This window comes from Actinomycetospora chiangmaiensis DSM 45062 (assembly GCF_000379625.1).
Classification (GTDB): Bacteria; Actinomycetota; Actinomycetes; order Mycobacteriales; family Pseudonocardiaceae; genus Actinomycetospora; species Actinomycetospora chiangmaiensis.
The window spans coordinates 76,758-90,219 of sequence record NZ_KB903222.1; the positions used below are offsets into that span (position 1 = coordinate 76,758).

The following is a 13,462-nucleotide window of genomic DNA, read 5'->3' on the forward strand; positions in this document are numbered from 1 at the left end:
GGCCCGCACCGCGGAGGACACGAAGCGCATGGACGACACCGCCGACCCCGTGTTCCACCTGGTCTACCGCAGCAGTGTGCGGCTCCTCCCCGAGCTCCGCGCCGCCGCCCTGGCGGACATCTTCGAGGTCGCGCGCTGGAAGAACGACGCCCTGGGCGTCACCGGCGCCCTGCTCATCTGGCAGGACGTGTTCGTCCAGGTGCTCGAGGGCGACGAGTCGGTGGTCCGCACCCTCTACGCCACGATCCACGCCGACCACCGCCACGACCACGTCGCCCTGCTCGACGCCGGCGTCGTCGGGGAGCGGGTGTTCGGCGGGTGGTCGATGGCGCGGGTCGGCAACGACCACGGGGCCGACATCCCCGTGGAGATGGACCGGGAGGTGGCCGCGGCCGCGCCGCGCCCCGTGGTCACCGTGCAGAACACGATGCTCGACGCGATGCGGGAGTACGCGCGCGACGCGGTCGGAGCATGAGAAGAGCCCGCTGACCTGGCTTCTCGCCAGTGTCAGCGGGCCTCGCGGTTCTGTCGGGACGACAGGATTTGAACCTGCGACCCCTTGACCCCCAGTCAAGTGCGCTACCAAGCTGCGCCACGTCCCGAACCGCTGCCCGACCGCTGCAGCGCCGTGAACACTACCGCACGGGATCGCCGGGCCCGGTCGACGGGGCACCCGCTGCGAGCGTGGCGCGCTGCTGACGATCGGTGTGAGCCGTGTGCCACCGCTGACATGCAGCCCGGCCCCCCCGCCGTCGGGACGGCCCTACAGCGACGGCGGGCCGGCGGCGGGGTCGCGGCCGGACAGGCGGAGCAGCCGCTCGAGGCCCGACGACTCGCCGGCGCCCGGTCGGGGGTGGGCGAACGGGCCGCCGTCCATGCCCGCGACCTGTTCGACGAAGGGCAGGCAGAGCTCGACGTCGGTCTCGGACACGGAGAACGGGACCTCCAGCGCGGCCGCGAGGTCCCAGCCGTGCAGCACGACCTCGTCGAGGGCGACGATCCCGAGCGCGGCGCGGGGCATCGTCACGCCGCCGGCCTCGTCGGAGCCCTGCCACGCCTCGTCGGTGCGCCAGGCCGCCGCGAGCTCGGCGAGTTCCTCGGCGAGCAGCTCGCGCCAGCCGTCGGGCAGGTCCGAGGCCGGGGGCGGCGCCGTGGGCGGGGTGGCGCGCGCGACGCCCGCGAAGTGCCAGGCCAGGCCCGCGAGGTGCTCGACGAGGTCCCGGACGGGCCACGCGGTGCAGGGGGTGGGTCGGTCGAGGTCGTCGTCGGTGACCAGCGCGACGACGCGGGCCGTGGCTGCGGTGGCAGGGCCGAGATCGTGCACGGCGGACCTCCAGGACGGGGGCCGTAGCCAAACACAGTTCACGACGTCTTCACCACAACCGCGCGTGATGAGCAAGACTTGCCGCGATCAACGGGTCCGGGAGGGGCGGACGACACCATGGAGACGTGGCCGTTCACCGAGCGCGAGGACGTGCTGGCCGCCGCGGCCGCCGCGCTGCACGAGCAGGGGGCCGTGATCCTGGGCGGGCCCGCGGGCGTCGGGAAGAGCCGCCTCGCCCGGGAGCTGGCGGCGCGCAGCGCCGGACCCGTCGTCGGGACGGTCCGGGCGACGGCCTCCGCCCAGGAGATCCCGCTGGGGGCACTCGTGGACGTCCTCCCGCGGGCGGCGGTCGAGGCGGCCGTCCCCGACGCCGACCACGTCCGCGCGGCCCTCGACGCGCTCGGCGCCGTCCCGGGCGGCCTGCTCGTGGTGGACGACGCCCACCTGCTCGACGACACCTCGGCGACGGTGGTCCACCAGCTCGCGCGCGGCGGACGGACACGTCTCGTCGTCACGCTGCGCAGCGGCGAGCCCACGCCGGACGCGGTGACGGCCCTGTGGAAGGACGGGGAGGCGCCGCGCATCGACCTGGAGCCCTTCACCCGCGAGCAGTCCACCGCGGTCCTGACGACGGTGCTCGGTGGGCCCCTGGAGGCGCGGACCGCGCGGCTGCTGCACGAGACCGTGGGCGGCAACGCCCTGTGGTTGCGCCACCTCGTCGAGGGCGAGCGCACCGCCGGTCGGCTGTCCCGCCAGGGCTCGGCGTGGGTCTGGACCGGGGAGGTCGACCTCTCCCCCGCGCTGCGCGACCTCCTCGACGCCCGGATCGGCACGCTGACCCGGCAACAACGACGGGTCCTGGAACTGCTCGCGGTGGCCGAACCGCTCGGGCTGGGCATGCTCGGCGCCCTCGTCGGGGAGGACGTGGTCGAGGACGTCGCCGAGCGCGGGCTGATCACGATCTCGCCCGACGGGGCGCGCTGGGAGGTCCGGCTCGCCCACCCGCTCTACGGCGAGTCGGTGCGCGCCACCATGAGCGTGCCGCGCACCCGTCGCGTGCGGGGCGAGCTCTCCCAGGCGCTGGCGGTCACCGGCGGCCGACGGGCCGGCGACGGACTCCGCCGCGCGGTGCTCGACCTCGGCAGCGACCGCCCGCTCGACCCCGAGGAGCTGGTCGCGGCCTCGGTGCAGGCGTCGGGGCTGCGCGACTTCGTCCTCGCCGAGCGACTGCTCCGCGCGGCCGTCACGGCCGGGGGCGGGATGACGGCCCGGCTGGCCCTGGCGCACCTGCTCGACTACCAGATGCGGGTGGACGAGGCCGATTCGGTCGTCGACCCGACCGACGCCGGGATGACCGACGTCGAGCGTCACCAGGCGGTGATGCTGCGCGGCCTGTCCCACCACTTCCAGCTCGACCCGCCGCGCTCCGGTCCGGCGTTGGTCGCCCGGGACGAGGCCGCCCACCACGACGGCCGCCCCGACCCGGCCTACGACGCCCTGCGCGCCCTGTTCCTCGGCTCGGCGGGCCGGGTCCGCGAGGCCCGCGACCTGGCCGAGGGCGTCCTGGCCGACGGGAGCCGCCCGGACGAGGCCGTCGCCCTCGCGGTCTTCGTGCTCGGTCTCGTGAACGCCGTGACCGGCACCGGCGACGACCTGCGGCCGATGGTGCAGCGCGGCATCGAGGCCGCCCGCCACGGCATCACGGCGACCGTCACCGCGAACATCGGCTACATGGAGCTGCTCGACGCCGACCTGCGGGGCGACCCGGACCGCGCCCAGCACCGCCTCGACTGGATCCACGACCTCACCGGGCCCCAGGCGTCGTCGTTCGCCGCCCTCTTCGAAGGCCGCATGGCCCTCAGCCGCGGACGGCCGCGGGCGGCGATCCGTGCGCTCGAGTCCGCCCTGCCGTCGTTCCCGGGTCACGGCGGCGGGTGGGGCGGCTGGAGCGCGGCGCTCATCGCCCGCGGCCACGGCGCGCTCGGCGACGGCGCCGCCGCCCGGGCCGCCCTCGCCGAGGCCGAGCGGCGTCGTCACCCGCACATCGCGATCGTCGACTTCGAGTACGACCTCGCCCGGGCCTGGGCCGCGGCCGCCTCGGGGCGCACGCAGGAGGCCGTCGACGCCTGCCGGACGGGGGCCGCCCGCTGCCGGGACACCGGCCTCGCCGCCGCCGAGGTCCTCCTGCGCCAGACCGCCGTCCGCCTCGGGGACCGGGAGCAGGCAGGGCGGCTCGCTGACCTCGACCGCCGGCTCCGCACGCCCCGGTCGAATCTGGCGCGCGAGCACGCCGAGGCCGTGTCCGCCGAGGACCCGGAACGCGTCCTGCTGATCGCGGCGCGGCTCGAGGACGCGGGGATGGTCCTGGAGGCCGCCGACGCCGCCGCCCGCGCGGCCACCCTCGCCCGGGCGAGACGTCGGCTCGTCCTCGCCGCCGAGGCCGAGCAGCGCGCGCGGGCTCTCGCGGCCGGCGGTGAGGGCGTCCGCACCCCCGCCGTCGTCGCGGCCGACGCGCCGGTGCCCCTCTCCGACCGGGAGCGCGAGATCGCGCTGCTCGCCGGCGAGGGCCTGACCAACCGGCAGATCGCGGAACGGCTGCACGTCTCGGTGCGCACCGTCGAGTCGCACGTCTACCGGGCGTGCACCCGGCTCGGTCTCGCCGACCGGAGCGCCCTCGCGGCCGTCGCGCGCGCGGACACGGCCGGGCGGGCACCGTGACCGCGACGGTGTGGCCGTTCACCGGCCGGGACGAGGACCTCGCGCGGGCGGCGTCCGCGCTGCAGGACCGGGGCGCGGTCGTCCTGGTGGGCGCGGCCGGCGTCGGGAAGAGCCGCCTGGCGTTCGAGCTGCTGGAACACCTCGGCCGGACGCGCGTGCTCGGCGTCGTGCGCGCCACCGCCTCGTCGCGGGAACTGCCGCTGGGTGCCCTGCTCGACCTGGTCCCCGAGGTGTCGGCCGACCTCTCCGGCCTGCAGCTCGCGGTCGGGGCCCTCGGTCCGCGCGACGGGCGCGACGTCCTGCTCGTCGACGACGCCCACCTGCTGGACGAGCTGTCGGCGTCCGCGGTCGGCCGGCTGGTGGGGCGTGGGGTCCGGCTCGTGCTCACCGTGCGCGCGGGCGAGCCGACCCCGGAGGCGGTCACCGCGCTGTGGAAGGACGACGTGGCCGTCCGGCTCGACGTCGGTCCGCTCGACCGGGAGCGGACCGTCGCGGCCCTCGCCACCGCGCTGGGCGCCCCGGTCGAGCCCATCACCGCGCGTCGGCTGCACGAGACCTCCGGCGGCAACCTGCTCTGGCTGCGCCACCTGGTCGACGGGGAGCGGGCGGCCGGGCACCTCCGGGCCGACGCCGGCACCTGGATGTGGACCGGCGAGGTCGCGCTGTCCCCCGTGCTCGCCGACCTGGTCGGGGCCCGGCTGGCCGGACTGACCGACGAGCAGGTCCGCGTGCTCGAGCTCCTCGCCGTCGTCGAGCCGCTGGACCTCGACGTGCTCGAGGAACTGGCGGGGGTCGACGCCGTGGAGGAGGTCGCCCAGCGGACGCTGGTGTCGATCGAGGAGACCGGGCACCGCTGGGAGGCCCGCCCGGCCCACCCGCTCTACGGCGAGGTGCTCCGGGCCCGGACCGGCGTGTCGCGGGCGCGCCGCCTCCGGGCGGAGCTCTCCGACGCCCTCGCCCGCGCGGACGCGAACCGGCCCGGTGACGACCTGCGGCGAGCGGTGCTGTCGCTGGACAACGGCCGCCGCCCCGACCCCGACCTGCTCCTCACGGGGGCCCGGCAGGCGTCGGGGCTGAGCGACTTCGGGCTGGCCGAACGGCTCCTGCGCGGCGCGGTCGGGGCAGGCGGCGGCGTCGACGCCCGCACCGCTCTCGCGTCCCTCCTCGTGTACATGCTGCGCGCCGAGGAGGCCGACGCCGTGCTGGCCGGCGCCGTCGAGGAGGCGTCCGGACCGGACGAGGTGACCCGGGCCGTGCTCGTGCGGACCCTGGTCGCCCACTTCGGCGCGTCGGGCCCCGACGCGGTGGAGGGCGGCGAGCACGTCCTGCGGAAGGCCGAGCGGCGGACGTCCGGCGCGGACGCCCCCGAGGACCCGCGCTTCGACGGGATCCGCTGCGTCATCGCCGCCTGCCGCGGGGAGGTCGAGCAGGCGATGTGGCGGGGCGGCCGGGTCCTCGCCGCGGCGGCGACCGACGACGACGTCGTCCTCGCCAGCTGGGGCCTCGGGTACGCCCGCGCCCTGACCGGCGACGACCACCCGCCCGGCGACCTCGTCGACCGCGGGCTCGACGCCGCGCTCCGGGGCCGGGTCATGGCCAACTACGCGGGCAACATCGGCTTCGCCGAGATCATCGACGCCCACCTGCGGGGCCGGCCCGACGCCGCCGACCGCCGGCTCGCGTGGGCCCGCCAGCTCCCCGGCGCCGAGGGCGCGCTCTGGGTCGCGCTCTACGAGGGCCGGCTCGCGTCGGTCTTCGGATCGCCCCGCGCGGCGATCCCCGCGTTCGAGGGCGTGCTCACGATGTTCCCCGGGCACGGCGGCGGGTGGGCGGCCTGGCTGCTCGCCCTGGTCGCGCAGTGCCACGGGATGCTCGGCGACCCCGACGCGGCCCTCGCGGCACTCACCGCGGCGCAGGGACGGCGGCATCCCCAGGTCCTGATGATGGAGTTCGAACTCGACCTCGCCGGGGCCTGGGTCCACGCCGCCGCGGGCAGGACGCGGGCCGCGATCGACCAGGCGCGGGGCGCCGCCGCCCGCTGCCGGTCGCTCGGCCTCGGGGCGGCCGAGGTGTTCGCCCGGCAGAGCGGCGTCCGCCTCGGCGACCTCGACCAGGCCGAGCGGCTCCGCCAGCTGGACGAGGTCCTCGGGTCGCCCCGCTCCCGGCTGGCGGTCGAGCACGCGGAGGCCCTCGCGGCGGGCGACGCGTCACGGCTGCTGCTGGTCGCCGGACGGCTCGAGCGGGCGGGCATGCGTCCGGAGGCCGCCGACGCCGCGGCGCAGGCCGCCGCGCTCGCCCGCGCCGGGAGCCGGCTCGTGGCCGCGGCCGAGGCGGAGCGCCGGGCCCGGGCGCTCGCGGCGGACTGCGGCGGCCTCCGCACCCCCGCGCTCGCCGGGGCGGGCGGTCCCGTCGTCCTCTCGACCCGGGAACGCGAGATCGCCCAGCTCGCCGGTCAGGGGCTGACCAACCGCCAGATCGCCGGGCACCTGCAGATCTCCGTCCGCACGGTCGAGTCGCACATCTACCGCGCCTGCTCACGCCTCGGGCTCTCCGACCGCACCGACCTGGTCGCCGTCGCCGGATCCGCGTCGATGCAGTAGTCCACTACGGCAGACAGGACGACGGACCTCGTCGAGAGTGCGCCCCGTGGCGGACGACGCGGCGACACCCGGACCACGACGGCAGCAGGTGGTGGCCGAGAGCCGTCGGACGTCCCCGACGGACGACGAGCAGGACACCGGGGCCGTCGTCCCGCGCCGACGACCCGCGCGCCGGACAGTGGAGGGACTCGTGCGCGAGCAGCCGATCCTCCGGCGGCCGAGACCTCGTCGGGTGCAGTAGCTCGCTACTGCTGACGAGGCAGCCCCGAACGCCGCAGGCTGGCCCCGGTCGGGACGACGATCACGGGGGCGTGGACATGGCTGACAGGCGACTCAACGGGGTGTGGCGCACGGGTAGCGGCGAGGAGACCTGGTGGACCGGGCTCTCGGCCGCCGATTTCGACGCGAAGAACCGCGACCTCTTCGCCCGGAACATGCGGATCACCGACCTCGAGACCAACGGCGGCTTCACGGCCGTCTGGCACCCGGGCACCGACGGGCAGGTCGTCTGGTACGGCCTGAGCTGGCCGGACTTCGTGCAGCGCAACGACGAATGCCAGCGCGAGGGCAACCGGCTCGTGAGCCTGCGGGTCGACTCGACCCACCACGCGGCGGTCTGGCGCACCGGCTCCGGGCGCCAGGAGGTCCTCCGCACCCACAGCGTCAACGAGCTCATGGCCGCCGACGATCAGCACGTCGCCGAGGGACTGCGGCTGGTCACGATGCAGCAGGACGTCGACCAGCAGGCCTACTACGGCGTGTGGCGGGCCGACATCGGCGGCGGCGAGCAGCAGGTCCGCCGCGGACTGAGCGACGCCGAGTTCTCCGCCGAGGACGCCCGTCAGAACGCCGCCGGCCTCCGGCTCGTCCAGATCACGTCGATCGCGGGCCTCACCGGTATCTGGCGCACGGGCTCCGACGGGTGTGCCTGGGCCTACCTGGAGCCCTACGACGACTTCGTCGCCCTCGAGAACAAGCACACCAGCGCCGGACTCCGCCTGGTGAACCTCTCCGTCGGCTTCGTCTGAGGAGCCGACGGGCTGCCCTCGAACCGGTGATCCACCGCAGCCGGGGGCAGGCGTGATGCAGTAGTGCATTACGGCAGACGCGGACGTCGGACCCGTCGACGATCATCCGCATGTCGTGCCGCTCCTGCCACGCGCACACCCGGCGCGACGTGCCGTCCTGCCCGCGATGCGTGACGTCGCCCGGGGGCGCGAGCGGGGTGGAGTTCCCGGCCGCCTGGCTGGTGTTCCGGATCGTCGCGCACGGGATGCGTGAGGAGCGCGTCCAGCTCTCCGGTGCCGTCACCAGGATCGGGCGGGACGTCGACAACGACGTGGTGATCGACGACCGCAGCGTCTCCCGGCACCACGCCACGATCACGCGGACCGGCTCGGGGTACAGCGTCGTCGACCACGGCTCGTTCAACGGCACCACCGTCACCCCGCTGCACGGTGCCGAGACGGAGGTCCGGTCCGAGCCGGCCGCCCTCGCCGACCACACCACCGTCCACGTCGGCGACGTCGCGGTGCTCTTCGACCAGCCGCGCGCGGGTGGGATCGCCGGGCGCTCCCGGGCCGAGGACCTCGCCCCGCCGGGCCGCCGCGGGCCGATCCCGGCCGCGCTGCTGCTGGTCGGGCTGCTCGCCGCGGTGTGCCTCGTGGTCGCGTGGAACTCCCGGCTCGGCGATCTCGCCCGCGAGCACGTCCCCCGACCCTGGCTGACGGTCCTGGTCGTGGCCGTCCTTCTGGTGATCCTCGTCCCCGCCCGACGCGTCCGCGCTCGGGTGCGCCTCCTCCGTTCCCGACGACGGGTCGCGATGGGCCCCGAGGCCACCCCGGTCCCTGTGCCGTCTGCGGTCCTCCACGCTGCCCGGGCGCCCGACCCCGCCAACCCAGCGCCCGGCCCCGCCGCCCCGGCACCCGATCACGCCGCTCCAGCACTCAGCGACGCCGCCCCATTGCCGATCGACGATCGGGAAGCACCGACGGTGGTCGCCGCACCTCCCCCGGCCCCGACGGAGTCCCGTGACCACGACCCGGTCCTGCCTCTCTCCCCGGCCCGGGCCGTGGACGTCCTCGCCCGGGTCGTCCAGGTCCAGCTCGGGCGGGGCCGCCCGTGCGGCGACGTCCGTCTCTCGGCCGTCCGGATCGCCGACGACGGTGCCGTCGATCTCGTCGACGAGCCCCCGGGAACCATGGCGGCCACGGACCTCGACCACACGGCGCCCGAGGTCTTCGACAGCGGCACCGGTCCGGCCGTGGACGTCTACGCGGTCGGGGTCCTGTTGTACGGGTTGCTCACCGGCCGGCGGCCGTTCCCGGTGGTCGGGTTCGCCGCCGTGATGAAGGCCCACCTCACCTCGCCGCCGCCGGCCCCGAGCGCGACGTCGGGCATCCCGGCCGCCTTCGACGACGTCGTCGCCACGGCGATGGCGAAGGATCCGGCGCAGCGGTACGGCTCCGTCTCCGAACTCGTCGCGGCCGCCCGGGCCGCCGCCGGCGGCGTGGCGCCCGCGCCCGGTCCCCGGACGACGACCACCGCCCCCGCACCCCCGGCGTCCACGCCGGGCGTACCCGCGGCGACCGCGGCGACGTTCGTCCCCCGCCGGCGCGCCCGCGGGGCCCCCGAGGCCGTCGTCCGGGAGCACCCGACCCGTCGTCGGGACAGCACCCCGGTTCCCGCACCGGCCGCCACGTACCGGCCTCGCCGCGGAGGGCCGTCCCCCACGGACGCGACGTACACCCCGAGGCGGTAGCGGATGCGCGTCGACGAAGTGATGACCCGGTTCCCCCCTACGATCCGGCTGGGCGCCGAGCTGCGACGGGCGGCCGAGCTCATCGGCAGCTCCGAGGTCGGACAGCTCATGGTCCTCGACCACGACGGCCGGTTCGTCGGTGTCCTGTCCGAAGGCGACGTGGTCCGCGCGGTGCTCCCGCGTGCCGACGACGTCCGCGAGGCCGGGTCGATCGCCGCGGCCTTCGCGGCGTTCGTCGCCCGGGGGCACGAGCTCGCCGGCCGGGAGGTCGACGCGTTGGTGATCACCGACGCGATCACACTGCGGCCGACGGACGACCTGACGGCGGCCGCGGTGGTCATGGCCGACCGCCGCATCCGGCGGCTCCCCGTGGTCGAGGACGGACGCCTCTGCGGGACCGTCTCCCGCACGGACCTGTGCCGCGCGGTGCTCGCCCATGCCTGAGGTCCGCCTCGTCGTCACCCGTCCCGACGGCGGACGCGAGGAGCACCGGGCGTCGCTGCCGGCGGTGCTGGGGCGCGACCCGGCCACGGCGGACGTCGCGATCGCCGACCGGATGGTGTCGCGCCGGCACGCGCGGCTGGAGGCCGAGGGACACCGTGTGGTGCTGGTCGACCTGGCCAGCGCGAACGGCACCTGGATCGGCGACGAGGCCGTCGACCGGCACCCGCTGCGGGCCGACGACACGATGGTGCTCGGCGAGAGCCACGTGACCTGGACGTTCACCGAGCGCCCGACGAACCGGGCCCGCCAGGTCGTCGAGGCGGCCCACGACGAGCTCGGCGGGTTCCTGTCCTTCGACCACGGCTTCCTGCCCCGGGAACCCCCACTCACCGCGCTCCCCGCCAGCCACCGGGCGTGGGACGAGCTCGCCGAGCGGATCCCCCTGCTCTTCACCCGGCTCGAGACCCGGCCCGTCGTCGACCGGCTGCCCCTGCTCGACGCGGACGCCGCGTCGCTGCCCGACCGCTACCTGTTCCGGGCGTCCACGCTGCTCGGGATCCTCGCCCACGCCTACTGGTACGCGGAGATCGACCCGCCGGCGGCGCTGCCCGAGGCCGTCGAACGGCCCTGGCGTCAGGTGTCCGAGCGGCTGGGCAAGCCGGTGCCCTCCGTGTCCTACGTCGACCTGTTCCTCTACAACTGGCGGCTGCGTGACCCGGCCGGTCCACGGCGCCTCGCGAACCTCGACCTGCTCGTGCCGACCTGGGGCAACGACGCCGAGCGGATCTTCTATCTGGTGACCACCGAGTTCGCGATGGAGCTCGCGCCCGTCCTCGGGGCGATGGTGCGGGCCCAGGAGTCCGCCGTCGCCGCCGACCTCGCCGCCCTCCGGACCGAGCTCACCGCGATCCTGGCGACCTTCCGCCACCTCACGCGCACGATCTACCCGCAGATCGACCCCAATCCCGCGAGCCTCACCCACTGCAACCAGGTCCTGTGGGCGAAGACCGTCGGGATCGCCGGGGTCCCGATCCTCGACGGCGCGCCGAGCCCGGCCGGGACCGCCCAGCCGCAGTTCCACGCCATGGACGCGTTCTTCGGGCGGGGCGCGTACGCCACGACGGTCGGGCAGCAGAGCCTCGCGCTGCGCGCCGGGTTTCCCCGGCACTGGACGGCGGTCGTCGAGGCCCTGACCGAGGTGTCGGTCGCCGACGTCGTGGCCGGGTCCGGCGACGGCGACCTGGTGGGGCTCTGGGACGCCGTGCTCGACGCCTACGCCGGCGACCACGGCTGGATGGGACTGCACCGGGTCAAGGCCTACGGGTTCCTCGAGGTCGCCTTCACCGTGGGGCGGGCGGTCACGACCGGAGCCCGGTTCACCGGGCTCTTCCGCGACAAGACGTGGGAGGTCATCGACGCCGAGCTCGCCGAGGTCCGCGACGAGCGGTGGCCCGCCACGGGCCGCCCGATCGTCCGCGGCCGGGTGCTCCCGGGACGGACGGTCACCCCGGGCGGCACCGCCGTCATCGACATCGACGTGGCGGGACAGGGCGTGCAGTACGAACCCGGGGACCGCCTCGGGGTGCTGGCCGAGAACGACGACGACCTGGTCCGCCGCACGCTCGCCGCGTTGCGCGCGACCGGCGACGAGATCGTCGCCCTCACCACCGACTGGCGGGCCGCGGTGGCCGCCCGCGGTGGTGGGGCGGTGGACGTCCTCCCGCTGCGCTCGGTCCTCGTCCAGGGCCGCATCCGGCCGATGACGCGCGGAGTGGCGAAGCGGCTCGTCGCCCTGTCGGCCAACGGGCCGCTCCGCCGGATCGTGGACGCCCGGATGGAGGACCAGTGGGAGCTCGACGACGTGCTCGGGCTGCTCGCGTCCGGCGGGTTCGACGTCACCCGGCTCTGGCGCGCCGCCCCGGACTCCCCCGAGAGCCTCTGCCGGGTGGTGCCGCCCGAGGTGCACCGGCTCTACTCCCTCGCGAGCGCACCCGACGGGTCGGACCGGCTCCGCCTCGTCGTCGGGAACCTCGCGTACGCGACCGAGCGGACCACGTGGTCCTACCCGCGCGAGCGGCACGGGTCGGCGTCGTCGTTCCTGCACCGGATGACCGGACCGCGGTACCGGCACAAGGACCTCGCCCTGACCGTCGTGCCCACCCCGCGCTTCCGCCTTCCCGACGACGGGTCGGTGCCGGTCGTGATGGTGGCCGCCGGCTCCGGGATCGCGCCGTTCCTCGGTTTCTGCGCCGCCCGGGCGGCCGACCCCGCCGCCGGTCCGACGACCCTGCTCCTCGGCGTGCGCAGTGCGGCCGACCTCGTCGCCCTCCCCGACCTCGACCGCTGGGTGCGCGCCGGGGTGCTGACCCTGGAGGTGGCGTTCTCGCGGGCCGACGAGGCGCTGGAGTTCGACGGTGACGGCCACGTCGTGGTGCCGGGACGCGCCCGGCGGCTCGACGCCCTGCTGGCCGAGCGGAGCGCGCTGCTGGCCGGGATCGCCGAGCGGGGACACCTCTACGTGTGCGGGCGGGCGGACGTCGCTGCGACGGTGATGGCGACCGTGGGCCGGGCGGCCGGGACCGACACGGTGCGGCGGCTGATCGCGGAGGGCCGCTACGCCCAGGACGTCTTCACCACCTACGGCGGGCACGCGCGCGCCCGCGCGCCGATCGACGTCTCGACGCTCGTCGAGCACATCCGACCCGACAGCTCGTGGATGGCGATCTCGGGCACGGTCTACGACGTCACCGAGTTCGCCGCGCAGCACGTCGGCGGGGTGGAGATCCTGCGCGCCCACGTGGGCACCGACGCGACCGGCGCCTACCGCGGGGTCCTGCACCACGAGCGCCCCGAGGTCGACTCGATGCTCGGGATGTACGAGCTCGGGCCGATGCGCCGGCTCGCGTTCGGCTCCGCATGGGCGGTGGTGCTCGGTCCCGACGGCCTGCGCCCGCTCGCGCTGGAGCAGCTGTTCACGGCGTGGGTGCGGGCCCTCTACCTCGTGGTCGAGATGGACAACGCGCTGGTCAACGACTACGGCTTCGCCGCGGGGACCGTCCCGACCCCGTACGTCGCCCAGTTCCTCGCCGAGACGCACCGGCGGTTCCGGGTGAGCTACCTGGACGGCCTGCTCGACGACGAGCTGGCGACCCTCGCGGAGCTCACCACCGCCTTCTGCGCCCCGCACCGCGCGCTCGGCTGGTTCGCCGCGGGAGTCGCCGTCCGGCGTGACGACCCGGACCACCGGACGGCCCTCGACGCGATGGCGGCGCTGCGTGCGGGGGTGCGCTCCCCCCGCGCTCCGGCGATGTGCCGGTTCGTGGAGCAGGACGACCGACGCCTCCTCGCCGCGCTGCGCGCCGCGCTGCGCGACGGCGTGATCGCCTTCGAGACCCACGAGGCGACCGTGGTCGAGCACGCGGGCGAGGTCCTCCTGGCCGCTCTCGCGCAGGTGCTGGCGGCCGTCGCCGAGTACGACCGTCGCGTCGCGGCGCACGCGGGGGCCACCGGCTTCATCGGCTTCGTCGGCGCGCCGCCGCTACCGGCCCCGGCGCCCGACCGCGGCATCCCGGGTCACGGGGCGCCCCTCGTCCCGTGACCCGAGCCGGTCCGGCC

The 13,462-nt window shown here is 75.9% G+C and carries 8 protein-coding genes and 1 tRNA gene; 7 read left to right on the top strand and 2 right to left on the bottom strand.

All coding sequences use genetic code 11. The features are described from left to right. Positions 1-28: 28 nt before the first annotated feature. Positions 29-475, top strand: a complete 447-nt coding sequence (locus A3CO_RS35635) for a BLUF domain-containing protein (protein ID WP_018332181.1) — start codon at positions 29-31, stop codon at positions 473-475. A 53-nt stretch (positions 476-528) separates the two neighbouring features. On the opposite strand, the gene A3CO_RS0110385 is transcribed toward A3CO_RS35635, so the two are convergent. Together A3CO_RS0110385 and A3CO_RS0110390 are read right to left on the bottom strand one after the other, a co-directional pair. After that, positions 529-602 (bottom strand) — tRNA-Pro (locus A3CO_RS0110385). Positions 603-763: 161 nt separating this feature from the next. Beyond that, entirely contained in the window at positions 764-1,324 is a 561-nt protein-coding gene (locus A3CO_RS0110390; RefSeq protein ID WP_018332182.1) for a TIGR03086 family metal-binding protein, read from the bottom strand. 117 nt (positions 1,325-1,441) lie between these two features. On the opposite strand from A3CO_RS0110390, the gene A3CO_RS0110395 reads away from it, so the two are divergent. The 6 genes from A3CO_RS0110395 to A3CO_RS0110420 all read left to right on the top strand — a co-directional run bounded on the left by A3CO_RS0110395 (position 1,442) and on the right by A3CO_RS0110420 (position 13,445). Beyond that, positions 1,442-4,042 (top strand): helix-turn-helix transcriptional regulator, encoded by a 2,601-nt coding sequence (locus A3CO_RS0110395; RefSeq protein WP_018332183.1) that lies wholly within the window; start codon positions 1,442-1,444, stop codon positions 4,040-4,042. Continuing rightward, complete coding sequence (locus tag A3CO_RS31380) at positions 4,039-6,642, top strand: helix-turn-helix transcriptional regulator (RefSeq protein ID WP_157647379.1); 2,604 nt, start codon at positions 4,039-4,041, stop codon at positions 6,640-6,642. The genes A3CO_RS0110395 and A3CO_RS31380 overlap by 4 nt, the downstream gene beginning before the upstream one ends. 317 nt (positions 6,643-6,959) lie before the next feature. After that, positions 6,960-7,670: a hypothetical protein gene (locus A3CO_RS0110405; RefSeq protein WP_157647381.1), complete on the top strand. Its 711-nt coding sequence runs from the start codon at positions 6,960-6,962 to the stop codon at positions 7,668-7,670. 110 nt (positions 7,671-7,780) lie between these two features. Continuing rightward, entirely contained in the window at positions 7,781-9,403 is a 1,623-nt protein-coding gene (locus A3CO_RS39000) for a serine/threonine-protein kinase (protein ID WP_084681698.1), read from the top strand. 3 nt (positions 9,404-9,406) lie between these two features. Further along, positions 9,407-9,847: a CBS domain-containing protein gene (locus A3CO_RS0110415; RefSeq protein ID WP_026204472.1), complete on the top strand. Its 441-nt coding sequence runs from the start codon at positions 9,407-9,409 to the stop codon at positions 9,845-9,847. Further along, the gene (locus A3CO_RS0110420) at positions 9,840-13,445 is read left to right on the top strand and encodes a cytochrome b5 domain-containing protein (RefSeq protein WP_018332187.1); all 3,606 of its coding nucleotides are present in this window, start codon (positions 9,840-9,842) and stop codon (positions 13,443-13,445) included. The genes A3CO_RS0110415 and A3CO_RS0110420 overlap by 8 nt, the downstream gene beginning before the upstream one ends. Positions 13,446-13,462 lie beyond the last annotated feature (17 nt).

Coding starts and splice junctions, on each gene's coding strand:
- A3CO_RS35635 (WP_018332181.1), top strand. CDS start 29: ATGGACGACACCGCCGACCCCGTGTTCCACCTGGTCTACCGCAGCAGT.
- A3CO_RS0110420 (WP_018332187.1), top strand. CDS start 9,840: ATGCCTGAGGTCCGCCTCGTCGTCACCCGTCCCGACGGCGGACGCGAG.
- A3CO_RS0110405 (WP_157647381.1), top strand. CDS start 6,960: ATGGCTGACAGGCGACTCAACGGGGTGTGGCGCACGGGTAGCGGCGAG.
- A3CO_RS0110415 (WP_026204472.1), top strand. CDS start 9,407: ATGCGCGTCGACGAAGTGATGACCCGGTTCCCCCCTACGATCCGGCTG.
- A3CO_RS0110395 (WP_018332183.1), top strand. CDS start 1,442: ATGGAGACGTGGCCGTTCACCGAGCGCGAGGACGTGCTGGCCGCCGCG.
- A3CO_RS39000 (WP_084681698.1), top strand. CDS start 7,781: ATGTCGTGCCGCTCCTGCCACGCGCACACCCGGCGCGACGTGCCGTCC.